This is a genomic window from Enterobacter sp. RCC_40 (genome assembly GCF_041360735.1).
Classification (GTDB): domain Bacteria; phylum Pseudomonadota; class Gammaproteobacteria; order Enterobacterales; family Enterobacteriaceae; genus Enterobacter; species Enterobacter ludwigii.
The window spans coordinates 83,954-99,675 of sequence record NZ_JBFUPR010000002.1; the positions used below are offsets into that span (position 1 = coordinate 83,954).

The 15,722-nt window shown below is 50.9% G+C and carries 14 protein-coding genes; 2 read left to right on the forward strand and 12 right to left on the reverse strand.

Going from position 1 to position 15,722, the window contains the following annotated elements; genetic code table 11:
- Positions 1-279 precede the first annotated feature (279 nt).
- Both AB6731_RS08445 and AB6731_RS08450 read right to left on the reverse strand, forming a co-directional pair.
- Entirely contained in the window at positions 280-1,494 is a 1,215-nt protein-coding gene (locus AB6731_RS08445) for an L-dopachrome tautomerase-related protein (protein ID WP_371006174.1), read from the reverse strand.
- Positions 1,495-1,562: 68 nt separating this feature from the next.
- On the reverse strand, positions 1,563-2,357 hold the full coding sequence (locus tag AB6731_RS08450; RefSeq protein ID WP_371006176.1) for an SDR family NAD(P)-dependent oxidoreductase: 795 nt from the start codon (positions 2,355-2,357) through the stop codon (positions 1,563-1,565).
- 97 nt (positions 2,358-2,454) lie between these two features.
- Here AB6731_RS08450 and AB6731_RS08455 point away from each other — a divergent pair, with 97 nt between their 5' ends.
- The gene (locus tag AB6731_RS08455) at positions 2,455-3,351 is read left to right on the forward strand and encodes a LysR family transcriptional regulator (protein ID WP_047355621.1); all 897 of its coding nucleotides are present in this window, start codon (positions 2,455-2,457) and stop codon (positions 3,349-3,351) included.
- Positions 3,352-3,456: 105 nt separating this feature from the next.
- On the opposite strand, the gene AB6731_RS08460 is transcribed toward AB6731_RS08455, so the two are convergent.
- Complete coding sequence (locus AB6731_RS08460; RefSeq protein ID WP_371006177.1) at positions 3,457-4,293, reverse strand: alpha/beta fold hydrolase; 837 nt, start codon at positions 4,291-4,293, stop codon at positions 3,457-3,459.
- 262 nt (positions 4,294-4,555) lie between these two features.
- Between AB6731_RS08460 and AB6731_RS08465 the strand changes: the two genes are divergently transcribed.
- Complete coding sequence (locus AB6731_RS08465) at positions 4,556-5,176, forward strand: LysE family translocator (RefSeq protein WP_371006179.1); 621 nt, start codon at positions 4,556-4,558, stop codon at positions 5,174-5,176.
- 53 nt (positions 5,177-5,229) lie between these two features.
- Here the strand turns inward: AB6731_RS08465 and AB6731_RS08470 are convergent, their stop codons facing one another.
- The 9 genes from AB6731_RS08470 to AB6731_RS08510 all read right to left on the reverse strand — a co-directional run bounded on the left by AB6731_RS08470 (position 5,230) and on the right by AB6731_RS08510 (position 15,698).
- Positions 5,230-5,904, reverse strand: a complete 675-nt coding sequence (locus tag AB6731_RS08470) for a Crp/Fnr family transcriptional regulator (RefSeq protein WP_309217816.1) — start codon at positions 5,902-5,904, stop codon at positions 5,230-5,232.
- Between the two features lie 30 nt (positions 5,905-5,934).
- On the reverse strand, positions 5,935-6,414 hold the full coding sequence (locus AB6731_RS08475) for a hypothetical protein (protein ID WP_044857551.1): 480 nt from the start codon (positions 6,412-6,414) through the stop codon (positions 5,935-5,937).
- Complete coding sequence (locus AB6731_RS08480) at positions 6,411-7,190, reverse strand: winged helix-turn-helix domain-containing protein (RefSeq protein WP_181240774.1); 780 nt, start codon at positions 7,188-7,190, stop codon at positions 6,411-6,413. The genes AB6731_RS08475 and AB6731_RS08480 overlap by 4 nt, the downstream gene beginning before the upstream one ends.
- 17 nt (positions 7,191-7,207) lie before the next feature.
- Positions 7,208-8,395, reverse strand: coding sequence for an HD domain-containing phosphohydrolase (locus AB6731_RS08485; protein WP_371006181.1), 1,188 nt, complete (start codon positions 8,393-8,395; stop codon positions 7,208-7,210).
- A 28-nt stretch (positions 8,396-8,423) separates the two neighbouring features.
- Complete coding sequence (locus AB6731_RS08490; protein ID WP_371006183.1) at positions 8,424-9,596, reverse strand: fimbrial protein; 1,173 nt, start codon at positions 9,594-9,596, stop codon at positions 8,424-8,426.
- 24 nt (positions 9,597-9,620) lie between these two features.
- Positions 9,621-12,125: a fimbria/pilus outer membrane usher protein gene (locus AB6731_RS08495; protein ID WP_371006185.1), complete on the reverse strand. Its 2,505-nt coding sequence runs from the start codon at positions 12,123-12,125 to the stop codon at positions 9,621-9,623.
- Positions 12,126-12,158: 33 nt separating this feature from the next.
- A complete protein-coding gene (locus AB6731_RS08500) occupies positions 12,159-12,866 on the reverse strand; it encodes a molecular chaperone (RefSeq protein WP_047744190.1) in 708 nt (235 codons plus the stop codon).
- A 37-nt stretch (positions 12,867-12,903) separates the two neighbouring features.
- Positions 12,904-13,464 carry a fimbrial protein gene (locus tag AB6731_RS08505; RefSeq protein ID WP_014168795.1) on the reverse strand — a complete coding sequence of 187 codons (561 nt, stop codon included), beginning with the start codon at positions 13,462-13,464 and terminating at the stop codon, positions 12,904-12,906.
- A gap of 449 nt (positions 13,465-13,913) precedes the next feature.
- Entirely contained in the window at positions 13,914-15,698 is a 1,785-nt protein-coding gene (locus tag AB6731_RS08510) for a diguanylate cyclase (protein ID WP_371006186.1), read from the reverse strand.
- Between the last annotated feature and the right edge of the window lie 24 nt (positions 15,699-15,722).

The following is a 15,722-nucleotide window of genomic DNA, read 5'->3' on the forward strand; positions in this document are numbered from 1 at the left end:
AAGACTAATCAACAATATTCTCTGGTACTCTACCGGGTGGGTGTTTTTTGGCCTGATAGTGCTCAGTGGAATCGCAGGGGGACTGGCGGCTTCAGTCCTGCATTTTACTACAACGGATGCATTCCTGGCCGCATTTTGCCTTTTTCTGTTGCTGTCATTGCCCGTTTGCTTCTGGCTGCACCGGTTATCTCGCATACACCGGCGTCAGTAATGCACACGCCCACAAGGAGAGTCCCTGTGAGCGTGTAGTGTTTCCAGTGCTGAGCATGCGCAGTCGCGTTACTGGTGCTTATCCTGCAACGCCTTCAGGGGTAAACGCCATACGTCATAGCGCTCCTGGCCAGGTTTGACCGCGCCAGCAAAATGGTCGTTCAGGCTGCTGGAGGTAAAGATCAGATCCCCGTTCGGATTGATGGCCGGTGTGTCCGGCCAGTGTACGCCGTCGTTTGACGCCATCAGGGTCATTGAGCCGCTCTTCGGTTTATACCTGACAATACCGTTGTGTGTCACATCGGTGATATAGAGGTTGCCTTTGGCATCGGTCACGATACCGTCGGTATTGCCTCCCACCGAACCAAGATCCCGGATCTGCGCCGCAATCTGCGTATCGTCAGCACCAGGCTTTCGCAGAATGTCAGTCGGTACCGCAAACGCATGGGTCCCTGTCGTCACCGTCCAGTAGAGCGTGCCGGTATCCGGAGACAGCGCAATACCGTTGATGCCAATCAGTAATGGATGATCTGGCCAGACTTCAGCCCCGTGCGAGACGACTTTCACACCCGGCTCAATCTGCAGGTCTGGATGACGGTCGAGCACGCGTCGGGCAGTGCCGGTTGCGAAATCGGCGATGATAAGACCGACGCGGTTCTCAGGCGCACTGCGCGAGCCGCTGTCGGAGATGTAGGCGACACGGCGCGTCTCATCAACAACCACATCATTGAGGAAGCTCGCCTTGCGGTCTGCCACGCCATCCAGTGGAATGCGTTTGATCGTGCGTCCGGTATTCAGATCCAGCACCATCAGTTTCTGCGAACCCACGGGGGATTCCGCTTCTCCCGCGACGAACCCCATATCCAGGGCCCACAGCCAGCCATTCTTACGGTCAATATAGAAGCCAAGCACGTTACGCAGGTTCTGATCGGGAGCGGTTTCCACCGCATTACCCTCGCGGGACGGAAATGCCGTGAGGCGCGCCGGTCCGGTCTGCACGGTCGTATCAAGAATACTTAACGTCGCGGGTGCACCGGCTGAAACCAGTCGAGGGGTACTGACAAAGGCTCTTCCCCTTGCATCAAAGTGGATGCCTGCGATGGGCGCGTTAACCGAGCCGGAAAACGGCGTCGGCGTTTCCCCCTTTTCAGGCGTATTCCAGGTTACGCCGGTATAGCTGCGCCAGCGCTCAAGAGGGGCCTGGTTCGCTGCGCTGGCTACGCTCGCAAAAGAGAACAACATTGCCATCGCGATGGCGGACATACTACGGGTACGTTTGAACATTTCTATGCTCCGGTAAATAGGGGAAAGCAGGGGACACTGATTCCCCTCAGGTCATGACGGCTGCTGCATTAAAGAATGGAGCGGAAAGTGCCGCCTTCGACGCGCACCGCGGCACCGTTAGAGGCAGCGCCCAGCGGGCTTGCCAGCAGCGCGACCATCGCGGCTATCTCATCAGCATCGATCATTCGCGCGATAAGAGAGCTGGGACGGTAGGTCTGGAAGAAATTCGCTTCGATCTCCTGGTCGGTCATACCCGGTGCAGGTGCGGTCTGGCGCAGGTATTCGATAATGCCGTCGGAGCGTGTCGCTGAAGGCAGTACGCTGTTGACCGTAACGCCCGTCCCCTTCGTGAGTTCGGCCATACCGCGCGAAACGGCGAGTTGCGCCGACTTACTGACGCCGTAATGCACCATGTCTGGCGGCGTGAACGCGCCGACTTCGCTCGACATAAAAATCACCCGGCCCCAGTTGCGTTCCAGCATGCGCGGGAAGTAATGCCGTGACAGGCGAACGCCGGACATGACATTGATGTTGAACATGTTCAGCCACTCATCATCGGTGATGTCGGCGAAGTCTCGGGCTTCGTAAAAGCCCAGGTTGTTGATGAGAATATCGGTGTCAGGGCAGGCCGCGAGCAGGGCTTTTGCCCCCTCAGCGTTTCCCAGGTCGGCAACGATGGCGGTGACCTGCGCCTGAGGCTGAGCGGCGGTAATGTCTGCCACGGCGTTTTGCAATTTCGCGTGGTAACGACCAGTAATGGTGACGGCCACGCCTTCGCGCGCCAGCGTGCGGGCGATGGCCAGACCAATCCCCGCGGTTGCGCCAGTAACGAGTGCTGTCTTACCGGTGAGTTGAAGATCCATGATTTTACCCTCTGGTGATGAATGCGCACACTTTACTCATCGCCCAACAGGAGATAAATTAGCGGAATTGAAAAACATTTGTTCCTGAAAGAGCATAATGAGCAGAAAATTCGATTATCTTGGCGATGTTGAGGTCTTCATCGCTGTCGTTGAACACGGCTCATTTACTGCTGCTGCCGTCGCCCTGTCCACCACGCCCTCGGTGTTGAGTCGTGCGGTTTCCCGCCTTGAGACGCGTCTGGGACGACAGCTTTTACAGCGAACCACCCGTCGGGTAGGCCTGACCGAGGCAGGGCGAGTTTATCTGGAGCAGGCGCGCTCTGCTTTTTCCCTGCTGGATGAAGCTGAACGTGATGGGCAGGGCCAGGAAGGCGACCTGACCGGACGCGTGCGCATGAGTGTACCGACTACCTACGGGCACTATCGTCTGCCGCCCTTGCTGGCGCGATTCTCCCAACACTACCCGCGCGTTCAGGTGGATCTGAACATCACCAACCGCAACGTCGACCTGATTGCTGAAGGGTTCGATCTGGCGATTCGTTTGGGTCAGATGCCCGACAGTGGTTTAGTCGCGCGTAAACTGGAGGATGCCGCTTTGCTGCTGGTCGCATCACCCGCGTACCTTCACAGGATGGGGACTCCGCAAACGCTGGATGATTTGCACCGACACATGTGTCTGCCGTTTATTTTGCCGCGCACCGGTCGCATCGCTCCGTGGGTGTTTCGGGAAGACGAACGCGATGTGGACTGGCTACCCGCTTCAACTATCGAAACATCGGATGATGTGCTGGGTGTCGTCTCCCTGGCTGAACACGGTATGGGGATTTGCCAGAGCTATGAATTTATCGTCCAGGACAGGATACAGCGCGGTCAACTGGTGGAGGTGCTTCCTCACCTTCGCGGGCGCTCGCGGCCGTTCTCGGTGATCTTCGCGCCACACCGGCGCCAGTCCGCTGCCACCCGCGCGATGATTGATCTCCTGACCACGCAATAACGACATGTTGGGGCGCTGATAGGGGGTTTAATGCGGTGGAGGGATGAAATTAAAACGTAATTCAGGATAGCTGAATAGCTACCCTGAATAATGCTGTTAATGATTTTATTTCTTAATGAATGCCAGTATATCTGAGTTTATAACATCAGCATGGGTGGTGTGCATTCCGTGAGGGAAACCAGGATAAATAATTAACTGACTATTTTTCAGGAGTTTGTCCTGCATAATCGCTGCATTCTTATAGGGGACGACCTGATCGTCATCGCCCTGCATGACCAGAACAGGTACAGAAATCTGTTTCAGATCTTCAGTTTGGTCTGTCTCTGAGAATGCCTTAATACACTCATAATGAGCAATCGCACCGCCGTTCATACCCTGGCGCCACCAGTTTTGAATTGTGCCCTGAGAGATTGCTGCACCGGATCGGTTAAAACCGTAGAAAGGACCTGAGGCGACATCCAGATAGAACTGGGCGCGGTTAGCGGCAAGTGCCTTTCTGAAATCATTGAAGACCTCAATCGGCGTTCCATCTGGGTTGGCGTCAGTTTTTACCATGAGGGGAGGGACGGAGCTGATGAGAACCGCTTTTGATACGCGTCCCTGAGGTTGTCCGAATCTTGAAACATAGCGAGCAACCTGTCCTCCACCGGTGGAGTGGCCTACATGGATAACATTCTTCAGATCCAGATGCTCAACGACGGCGTTAACATCAGATGCATAATGGTCCATATCATGCCCGTGGCTCACCTGGTCTGAGCGGCCATGACCGCGGCGGTCCGTAGCAATAACGCGATAACCGTGGGCGAGGAAAAATAGCATCTGATTATCCCAGTCATCTGCGCTCAGCGGCCACCCATGGTGAAACATGATGGGTTGCGCTGATTTATCGCCCCAGTCTTTAAAATAAATACTTACCCCGTCCTGTGTGGTTACATATGGCATAGTTGTTACTCCTGTATTGATATCCTGTGGCATATAGCCTTGAACTAGCGGTATTAAAACTACGCCTTGTTACCCGTAACGTATAATCGAGTTCACCGATGAATAAAATCAGTTACGCCTTACCTGAAGTTACCTCTGCATAACCCGTAAGCCGGATAAAACACGACGCAGATTCTGGGAAGAAGAGTACCTGTACCCCCCTCTTTTTGATGTTGCAGCAATGTTAACTTTCCAATACGCTCTGTGTTTTCGGAGTAGCACCATGACTGTCACCGATGCCCTTCTTGCTTACACTCTCGCTGCCACGCTGTTGACCCTGACTCCCGGGCTGGATACCGCGTTAATTCTCCGCACTGCCGCTGCGGATGGCAGTAAAAAAGCAATTCACGTCGCGCTGGGTATTGATACGGGTTGCTTTATCTGGGGCGCGCTGGTCGCCTTCGGCCTGGGAGCACTACTGGCTGTCTCCGAATTCGCGTATTCCTTTTTAAAGTCGTGTGGTGCCTTCTATCTCTGCTGGCTGGGCCTCCAGTTATTGTTACGCCCGCGTCAGCAGTTCTCGCTTTCCTCTGACGGTAATGCCCGCAGCAGCAACGGTTTTTTACGTGGCATGTTGGGTAACGTGCTAAACCCTAAAATGGGTATCTTCTACGTTTCTTTCCTGCCGCAGTTTATTCCAGCAGGTCATTCACCGTTTGTGTGGACATTTTTGCTCGTGAGTATTCATGTGCTTATTGGCACGCTCTGGTCGTTAACGTTAATTATCGCAACCGGCTATGCGGCAGAAGTATTGAAAAAGCCCGCGGTCGTTAAATGGATGGACAGAACGACCGGCGTAGTGTTTCTGCTGTTTGCTGCCAGGCTGGCCATGAGTAAGCGCTAATTAAGCGCCACCCGTAATATCGGGTGGCTTCTGACAACACGCCATGGAAACGCTCAGTGGTGTAATAAGGTAATTTCTTTTTTATTCATTAAGACCCTCTGCTGCTCAACCAGCGCCGCCAGCGCACGCGCCAGTGTCGACTGGGAAATACCCAGTAATTGCGCCAGTTCTTTTTTAGTGAGCGGCAGTTCAATCGCGCGGTGCTCAAAGCCATACTCTTTTCGGATATCCGCGATAAGCTGGATAAAATCACTGACCTTCTGTAAACCGTCGCTCTTCACCAGCACGTTAATAAACAACTGTTTTTCTCTGGCTGAACGGGAGAGTATACGAATGATAAAGTGGGTGAACGTGCTGGTTAGCTGGCTTATCTCATAAAAATGCGTTTTTTTTAGCTCACAGATTTCCACGTCTGTAGCAGCCTGCACGCTATATTGATGCTGGCTGGTGAAGAGTTCTTCTGCACCAAAAATTTGCCCCGGCAGCAGGATCCCCTGAAGAATCTGCTGCGTATCGTAAATTTTAGCCACGCCGCTTCTCAGGGCATAGAGCGCAGTTACCGGGGTGCCGCTTTGATAAATAAAGGCATTTTTCGATATACGTTTACCGCGCGCCAGATCGTGGATAAACAGGGGGTCCTGGCGGTCAAAAAGATAGGCCTGACACACGTCAGCAAAACCGCATTCTGAGCAACTGACACACCGGGATGTTTTCTTTTTTGTCGACACAATATCCTCCATGCGATCATCAAACTATCTTTATGACTGGATAACACAATTCATCACGGGCGACAGCGTATTACCGATAGTGATAAAACTGTCGCCATGTTTTTTCATATACATGGAATGCTCGCCGCTTAAAAAGAATACTTTAATAGCCAGAGAGGACAGATTTTCGGGCGTGTTATCATGTGCCAGCTTTTCCTGCTTGAGGATCTTCACCGTATACGCATTGCTGGAGGTATTAAGGTACTTAAACTTTACGTAGCGGGAAAAGGTGTAATTTTTGCCCTGGTAATCTATGTCGCCGTATAAATTAGATTGACCTGTTTTATCCTCGGAAAATTCAAAGGCAACATTGCCTGAAAATGTAAACGGTTGGTCATTTGAACCATCTTTATAGGAGAAATTCGCAAAGCAGCGATCGTTTATATACGTTGATGGACGTACAATAATACCCCAGAGAAGCGTGCCTGTAAGTACAGTTATTATCGTCGCGAATACCAGTGCGTTTCTCATTTCATTTCCCAGTTAAATGCATAATGATTTTCGCAATAGATCAACGTGTTGTTTTCTGAGTCCAGGGGACAAAAAGCGTAAAAAATTCTCCCGCGGCTACCATAAAACACGTTCGGCTGTATATTCACCATCAGTTGAGCTGCATGCAACGCACATTTCTCTTTGAGACTGGGCTGAGCAGAAAGCAACACGTCAATCAAATGCTTTCGCATATCACCAGAAAGATGTTCAAAAGTGTTGACGCTACACTTCCCGAGATGGCCAATCATCGTGAGTTCGTCATATCGCTGATTTGGCTGTTCCTTGTTCCAGACCCAGATATTGGCTATTAGCAGCACAACAATACCGACTGTTGCCCATATATATCGCTGTGGGAATCTTTTCTTTCTGACCCGGCGAGGGCTAATATTCTCGAGTTTAGTGACACCTTCAGTGGTGTCTATAATCTGCACATCAATATCAGAAGAAAAGAAAAAGCCCACTTTGGGGACAACAATAATCGTTTCTTCAATATCTGTCAGGGAGGTCAGGGTCTTACGTAAAATACTCACATACTGATTAAGTGAGGAGCTGGAACTGGTATGTCCGGCGGACTCCCACACCTGTTCCAGCAGATACTGACGTTCAAGAACGGCTCCCGGCGTTGCAATCAGCAACGAGAGAATACGATTCGCCGTGTTTGTCAGTTTTTTGCCTTCAGGTGCCTCAGCGCCTGGAATAGTGAGTTCACCACTTTCCGTATCGTAGACAACTGTATGGGCAATCAAATATTTCATTATTTATTCTTAGGGCGTTAACACTTCGCAACGAGCGGTTTAACAGAATTAATATTATGGCCCAGCAATGTCACTATGTCCCAGTCCAGACGATAATTTGCGGCCTCTTCACGAAGAATACACATGGCTTTATCGCTGTCCATTCCCCGTCGGTAGGGACGGTTCTCTGTCATTGCGGTAAAAACATCCGCTACGGCCAGAATTCGTGACGGAATATCCAGCGACGCGGCGCCTAGCCGGAAAAGATAACCGCTGCCATCCAGACGTTCATGATGGTTGGCTGCCCAATCCACGATGCTGCCGAGTTCGGTAATAGGGTGTAGCATGACCAGCGTTTTGTAGCTGTGCTGCTTCATACGGGCGTATTCATGATCTTCAAGCTTGCCGTGTTTTTCGAGAATAGCGAGCGGCGTAAAGAGCTTGCCGATGTCATGTAAATAACCTGCAATGCAGATTTTTTCCTGCATATCGCGGTCATAGCCATAAAGTGCAGCCAGACGGGCCGCCACATGGGCCACGCTGGCGCTGTGAGTGCGGGTGAAGCTGCTGTATTTATCGACAATTTTTGAAATCAGCTGGCACACTTCAAGAAAGTCATGATGATCGAGCATGTCGTGTTGCAGAGGGCTAATGGCATTAAGCACCTGGTCTTGTGCCGGGTTACAGAGCCTGAACCAGAAGCCATCCTGGCGACTCGATTCATACAGGGCATTCGAAAGCACATCAGGCCACTGCTCAGGCCGTGCAAAGAAGCGGGCCAGGATATCCTCGCGCTGTGCGACAAAATCGCCTTTAACCTCGCGCAGGAACAGTTCGAACGTATCGGCCATATGCACCAGATGATGTACCAGAGGGAGCGTATTGTTGTCTGATATTGACCATTCGCTGTGATGATTTTCCAGAATGGCGGTCACCGGCTGCAGAAAACGAATACCCGCCGTCATTGACCCACCCAACTGTTCATGGCCATCCTGAAAGCCATCACCTCCCGGCATGATGTGTGCGCGATCTTTACTGAGTGCACCAATATCATGAAGCATGCCGGCCAGAAAGGCCGTCTTGATTCCGGAGTGATCAAGTCCTGCCTGATGGCTTAAATACCAGGTGATGATTGCCGTGCGTTGCAAATGATTTACCAGGTCAGCAGAGACCGGATAAATAATTCGATGTAATAAGTTAAGCACGGTTTGAACAGATATATTCATGGAAACCCTGAGCTAAATACTAAAATAATTAATCGTAACCAAACATAATTTGTGCGGTTGCTACCACCGTTCCGGTCGAGAGCGCTGATGCGTTGTAGACTTTGTAATAGGCATGCAAATAAATATATTGTATATCCTGGATGTTATCATCTTTTGCAATGTCTAATATTTGTGTTGCATGTTCCATATTATTGCTGCTGGAGATTTTTATCTCCTCATGTTCGCCAAGGAAATAACGACTGCGAAGCGCAATGCCCACGCCGCCAGCGGTGGTCTCATCATTAACCATGACCTGGTAAGTGCTGTCGGTAGTGACCAGATCATTACTGGATATCCAGGCCTTGATATTACGGGTGGCAGTTTTGACTCCCGCCAGATTCCCGCACTTAAACGGTATGGTAAAATCGGCACCGTTAGCTTTACCATTTATTTTTAATGTTCTCAGCGAGGCGGGGGGGAGCTTAACCGTCATGTCATGGGTCATGTTGCAGGTGGTTTCTTTCGGTTCAAACTGAATAGTAACTTTCTCGTAAGCGAGAAAATAATCGGTATTCCAGCTTTTGCGCGAGGTGTCGGTCATCATGTTGTCCCACGCGCGGTAGGCATAGGTTTTACTGGATAACAAGGGTGAATCCGCTCCGCTCCCCGTACCGCTCATTACCGCCGGTATAACGCTGAGTGCACCATTAGTGGTCGTCTTGGTGTAGGCTGCGACCCCGGTGGGCGGCGTGTTTAAAAGCTCTGCGCGCAATGTATATTGTGTTGGATAGGCGAGGGAGTGGATGCCCACAATCCCGCTGACAGTCACTTTTGTTGTGCCGGTAATTTGTGCCGTCACTTTAATCCAGTAGCTGTTTTCGCCATCGGCGCTGTTAAAATTGAGGTACACGGGGTTATTATTAAACCCGGTGAAATAATAAAGATGATCCTGTAATACACCACCAATCCCGACATTGCCATAGGTACAGGTCATGCTGCCAGACCAGCTTGTCGTATAGGTTCTTTCTACGACATTGGATGTCAGAAACTCCGATGAGAGATTCAGCGATTTATCCGCTTCTGCCACGTTTTTAAATAAAATGCCGCTATTTCTGCACGTATCGCCAGTAAGGCCTCTGGACTGGGGTTGAGCCAGTGCGGAAAATTCTGGTATAAATATCAGGGCGAATACGGCTATGATGAGATAAAAAGACTTACTCATGATCGTATTAATACTCGTTTTAAATTACCGGCAGATATTGACGGCATGTTCATTGGGCTGTGCAATGACACAGGTTTTTTTTACCTTGCCTTTGCTGATATCGATATGCAGAGAATCAGGCATCGTATCGGATTTAATAAAAATCTGGCTTCCCTGTGCTACATATCCCAACTCGTTATGACCGCTATCTGAAACAAATGCGCCAAACGGTAACTGTTCACCTTTCGTATCCTGAACTTCCAGGGTGAATAATTTCCGCGTATCCGTTTTGTATTTCAGATACGTAATGCTGCCTTCATACGGGGCGATATTCAGCAAATTACCCTGTAAATCAACGTCGCTGCTTTTTGTCCCATCCTGCTCGAGATGAAAATTATTCTGCCGGTAAGGCGTTGCGCTAGTCACCAGTGCGATACCATGCTGGTTTGTACGGGTCGATGAATCGCCGTTGACCACGGCATTTTCCACGCCGGGTGCCTCAAGGATCACAAAGTTCCGCCCATTATTCGGGGAGGCAATGACCCCTCCACGCCACGCAAGCAGATTGCCGCTCGCACCAAGGCTGGTCTGGCGATATTCACGGGCGACGGTCAGGCCGGTGTTAAGGCTGGTCACACTGTTTTTCCAGTTGGTATAGAGATCCGCCGAACGGGAATCCCCCTCGTTATCATGGGCCAGCATCAGGCTGTAATCGACATCGTGGGAATTACCGCTCAGGCTGACGTCTGAAGACGCATATCGACCTTTCTGCATGCTGGCGTGGGTTGCGATGCTCCCACCGCTGCCGAAGAGGGACATCGGAACGGTGACGGAAAAATAGAGATTGTTCTCAGTGTTTCCACGCGTACGCAACGAAGTGACGACATCACCCTCATAATTTGTTTCATAGTCGTAGTAGGACTGCGTCACTTCGGAACGGCGCAGCGATACGGCGTAATTTACGCTGTGCCAGGCATTGCTCCACGTCAGGTTATACTGGCGGCTGGTTTTTTGCCCGCGCCAGTAGTCACGCCAGTATGCTGAAAGCGAAAGACGGCCGAAATCATCTGACAGGGGTTGAATGATATTGGCGCTGAATGCCTGTTTGCTGTTAACCGTCGAGGAGCCTGTTCCGCCATAATCCTGAATATTGGATCGGGTCAGGACAAAATCGCTGAAGGAGGCATAGTTCTGCGTTCGGTAATAATACGATGCGAGCGTCAGGTTGGTTCGTGTTGGAAAATACTTACTCCATGAAAGGGCGTATTTTTCTCCGCGGCGCCGCTCCTCTCCCGGCAGGCGATACTGTGACTCTTCAAGAGATCCAGACAACGAGCCCGCGTAGGGTAAAGATATGGCACCCCCAAGCAATACAGATTGATAGTCAGCATTCCAGATGCTCCCGGCAGTCGCGGTAACGTAATTATTAATACCGCGTGAATAGCTAAACTGGGCAAAGCGGCTATGGTCGTTAATACCACGCATGTCCACTTCACCGATATTGAACTGATAATCACTGGTGCCCGGTCGGAGCATGTCTGGTAAAGAGGAAAATGGAACGGCAAAGCGCTCGGTACTTCCGCCATTATTTTTTACTTCCACGGTCAGATCGCCACGTGAACCGGTCGGCATTAAATCCCGAATTGCAAAGGGGCCGGCGGGCACGGATAACTGATGAATAATATGGCCGTCCTGAAACACGCTCACGACCGCGGAACTGGTGGCGATCCCGGTGATGACAGGCATATAAACACGTTCGCTGTCGGGCAACATCTGCCGGCTCTTCGTGAGCGTCAGGCCGCGGAATCTCACGGTATCAAAGTAATCAGAGGCGGTATACGCCCGCCCGACACGCATGAGCGATTCGATAGCCACAATCGGTTTTTCGACATAGCGTGTGGTATTGACCCAATAACTTTTTCCCGGATTGCTGTAACGCATCCAGGTGGAATTATCGAGTAAATGCCAGCCTGAAAAATTCAGCCCGCTGTTCAGTGAAAGATAAAAATTATCGCTGTTGGTATACCCTTCACTCAGTCCATGGAAGTTGTAATAGTTAACGTTGTAATTGGTATAAAGACCGTTAATCCCCTGATCCCATTTCTGCGGTGCCACCCAGTTTTGGCTGTCAGTTTTCACAAAGGCTTGCGGAACTTCCAGGTCCAGACGCATCTCTCCCGGTACCAGCTTGCTTTTACCTCCGTGGAGTAACGTATTAATGTCAATCATGTCGGAGTGAGCGTTCGCGATAGCATCATCCAGTTCCTGAATAGACAGTTGCGTGGCATCTTCTTTATGAATATGTACGGTGCCCCGATCGTCATTGGCGACCGTTAAGGTGAACTTTCCACGCCAGACGTTATTGACGTAAACGTCGAGATCGTAAGTCCCTGGCGTCATGACCAACTGATTGTTACTCCAGTCCATATCCGCTGAATTACCGACCAGCAGGCTACTGTTGAATGTCTCACCGTATGCACTAAACGAGCACAAGGCGAGGCTGATGGAATGAACCAGCAGGCTTTTTCGAAACAGCGATCTGTTCTTCATCAAAATTGAACCTGGCATGAGTACTGTCTGCGATCAGTGGAGGATGCTGAATCTCTTGGCGCCGAAATCATCAAGCCAGGTGATTCGGTACTGATTACCCGCATGGATTTTGTCGGGAACCAGCGCACAACCAAACGGAGGAATAAAGGCGGTATCGTTCAGTAAATTATCTTTTCTGGCCTGTTTTAACTGCCCACCTTGCCAGGTCACGATTTGCGGAATGGTCAGGTAATAAGGGGAGTTGTTTTTAAGGCACACACGATCGCCAGAGGTGGAAAGGGTGACTTTTTCAATAACCGAGCTGTCCAGTTCTTCCAGAGACATTGGACGATAAAAAACTTTGATGCGGTTGCGAATAGCGACCTGGAGGTAATTATCAGCTCCACCTTCCGGTACCGGAGGCACGTCCAGAACGTTCAGCCAGAATACGCTTTCCCGATCCGTTGGCAGTGACTGGGTATTCATTGCGGCGACCTTCAGGGTTTGCCCACTGTGCGCCTCCATTTTTACGACAGGCGGCATAAGGGAGAAGGGCACTTTGACCTTTTCAGGCGCAGCGGAAGCATCGCCCTCATCCAGCCAGGATTGCACCAGATGCGTTTTATCACTGTCATTAACCAGCTGTACGGAAACGAATTTCGCCGCTGCCGGATAAATGACGCGAGTCTGATTAATCACGACACTGGCAAAAGCCATCTGCGAGGCGACAGCCCCGATGAGAAAGATTATTAATTTTTTCATGATGTTTAAAACCGGGGATTGCTCCCCGGTGGAGGTATTAATCGTAGCTAAAAGAGTAAGTTGCGTCGGTAACGACTTTACCGGTGGTGACAGAAGCACCGCCAAAGTTGTAGTAGTTCGCATGCATGGTCAGCGTAATACCGTCGGTGCTGGAAACATCATCCGACGTGAGGCCGGTATTGAAGGCGGTATCAAACGGTACGGCAGTCTTGCCATCGGATGTCAGGGTGATACCCACACCTTCTGCGCCGCCTTCGCTGTAGTTTTTCAGGTATTTACCGTCGTCAGACAGGTTGCTGCTGGTGAAGGTGATTTTGAGGGTTTTGGTGCCTTCGTCTGCCGCGGTGCAGTTTTTCAGGCTCATGGTGAAGTCTTTTTCGTTAGCCGTCACGATGCCCGCGGTTTTCCCCATATCGGTAAGGGTAATCGGAGACAGATTGACGGTGAAATCAGAACCATTGTTGGTCGTCACATCACAGGTTGTATCTGATACTGAACCGTTAAAGGTAATTGTGCCACCTGCGACACCCGTGCTTTCTGCCGCCATTGCTGCACCAGAAAACATGATAGCCGCTGCGATTAATGTCTTATTGAACATGTTTTATATCCCGTTTTTTCATTTTCGATGTACCTGGTACTTCCAGGGTGGGGAAACAGCATTTCGGAACACTGTTTTACCCACTCTTTTGGTCGGGATATAAAACCATTTAATTCGCATTTTGGTAAACGCAAATATCGTTTAAATTGATTTTTTTAAATTTAAATGACTGCTTTTTAATTTTTATATAGATTTATGTTCTTTTGGTTGAGGGGCTGGAGGGGAGGTAGAGAAACGATTTCCTGTTTAAAGACGTGCTCAAAATCGTCATATGACGATCTTTGCAAGGATCCTGGACAGGCATAAAAACATTACTCTGCACAGTGAATTACAATAATGAAACGAAATTAACATTACCAAAACAAGTACGGCAATGAAGCACGCTGTTTCAGGGAAGACAAAGAAGGGGAAAAGACACTGCCAGGAGGGATAACAGTCTCTTTTTTTAACTATTCAACTTCGAGCGTACTAAAACTGACGATACGAGAACGCCCTAATTCCTTCGCACGGTATAAGGCAACATCTGCCGCGCGTAACAGGTTATCGCTTTCGGCATGCTGAGGGTAGCTGGCGATTCCGATAGAGACATCAACTGGACCGATTTCGGTCAGTCCACTGCGCACCGTTAACGCGCGAACGGCGTCAAAAATCTCGTTTGCGAAGGTAAAGGCAGCCTCTTCATTTACCCCTGGCAGGAGTATTAAAAACTCCTCTCCGCCAAAGCGAAACGCCAGGCCATTCTCACGGACCGCCCGTTTCACAATACTGGATACGCTTTTAATAACCTGATCACCCGCTTCATGGCCAAACCGGTCATTAATACTCTTGAAGTGATCGATATCGATCATCATGCAACTCAGTGGTTCGCCGTTACGAATGGCCTGTGTCATTTGGGTATGAAGCGTATCTTCCAGATGATGGCGATTGCGCAAGCCGGTCAGCGGGTCGAACAATGCTTTTTCCAGCAACGCATCGCGTAGCCGCTGGTTTGCCAGCGCCAGACCGAGCGCTTCGGCCATCAGTTCGAGATAAGCACGGGCAGGGGCATTTTCCGCGGTGATATTCTGGAATGAGAGCAGACCAATGGCCTCGCCCTGGGCAATGAGCGGCACGCACAGCGAACGATCCGCCAGTGATTCCGGCAGATGATAGCAGGCGATATCCGGCTTACCGCTGAACGGGGGATGGCTCTGACCACGCCTTACTGCCCAGCATTCGTCAGGATGAAACGTCATCTCCTCTCCCGTGGGGGAGAGCCACTGGGCAACGCAGCGCATCTGCCAGGGATCGCGGTCAAGGACATAGAGCCAGCCAGGGACCCCCGGGGCGATATTGGGGGCAAACAGCTCCGCCACGTTGATAACATCGGTAAAGTTCTCACACCCTTGCAGCCGCTGCGTCATGCGGGCCAGCAGTTCGCGGACAGCCCAGTCGGCGTCGCGCTCTTTTTCCAGCCGTTGCCGGGCAAGGCCGTTTTCACGAAAAATACGGATCGCCTGCGCCATATCGCCAATCTCATCAATCTGATTAAAATTCGGCGTTTCGACGGCGTAATCCTGCGACGCCAGACGGTGTACCACGTCGCTCAGACGCACCACGGGGCGCAGCACGCGGCGTTTCAGGATAAAGCCCAGGACAAACAGAAATAGCAGGGCGGTCAGGCCAACCATCAGTTCAGAGGCCGTACGCAGCGCTTTCGATTTTTTGGTGGCATCCTGCACGGACGCAATCACCCGCTTGTCGAGGATCTGGCGAAAGTGATCAATCTGGTTTTGCGCGCGTTCCAGTGCCTGCTCATAGGGGGCACCATAAAGCAGGGCAATGGCCTGAGCATCTTCTCCCCGCTCTGTACTGCTCAGGGCCGTCTGCTGTTCATCCTGTAGCGCATCGATAATCTTGAGACCTTCCCGCAGCAGGGACAGCTCCTCATCGGACGCGCCGTTATCGCGCAGTTTATCCAGCCTCAGCTCGACATTTTTCAGGTTGTTCTCTGACTGGCTGTATTGTCTGAGGGTTTGCGGATCTTTTTTTATTACGTACAGGCGGGCTAAATCGGACTGCGCCCAGGCGTCGGTTTCAATATCCTCCGTCAGCTCATCAAAGCGCTGCCGCTGTTCAACGGCGTGACGTTCCACGGTGTCGGCATTGGATGCCATCAGCATGATGATGCCTGAGACAAGGGTCAGGCAGACCGTGGCACCATAGGCCCAGTTAGTTATCGTTGCGATTCGCACCTGTGGATCCTTTTACGACATGAG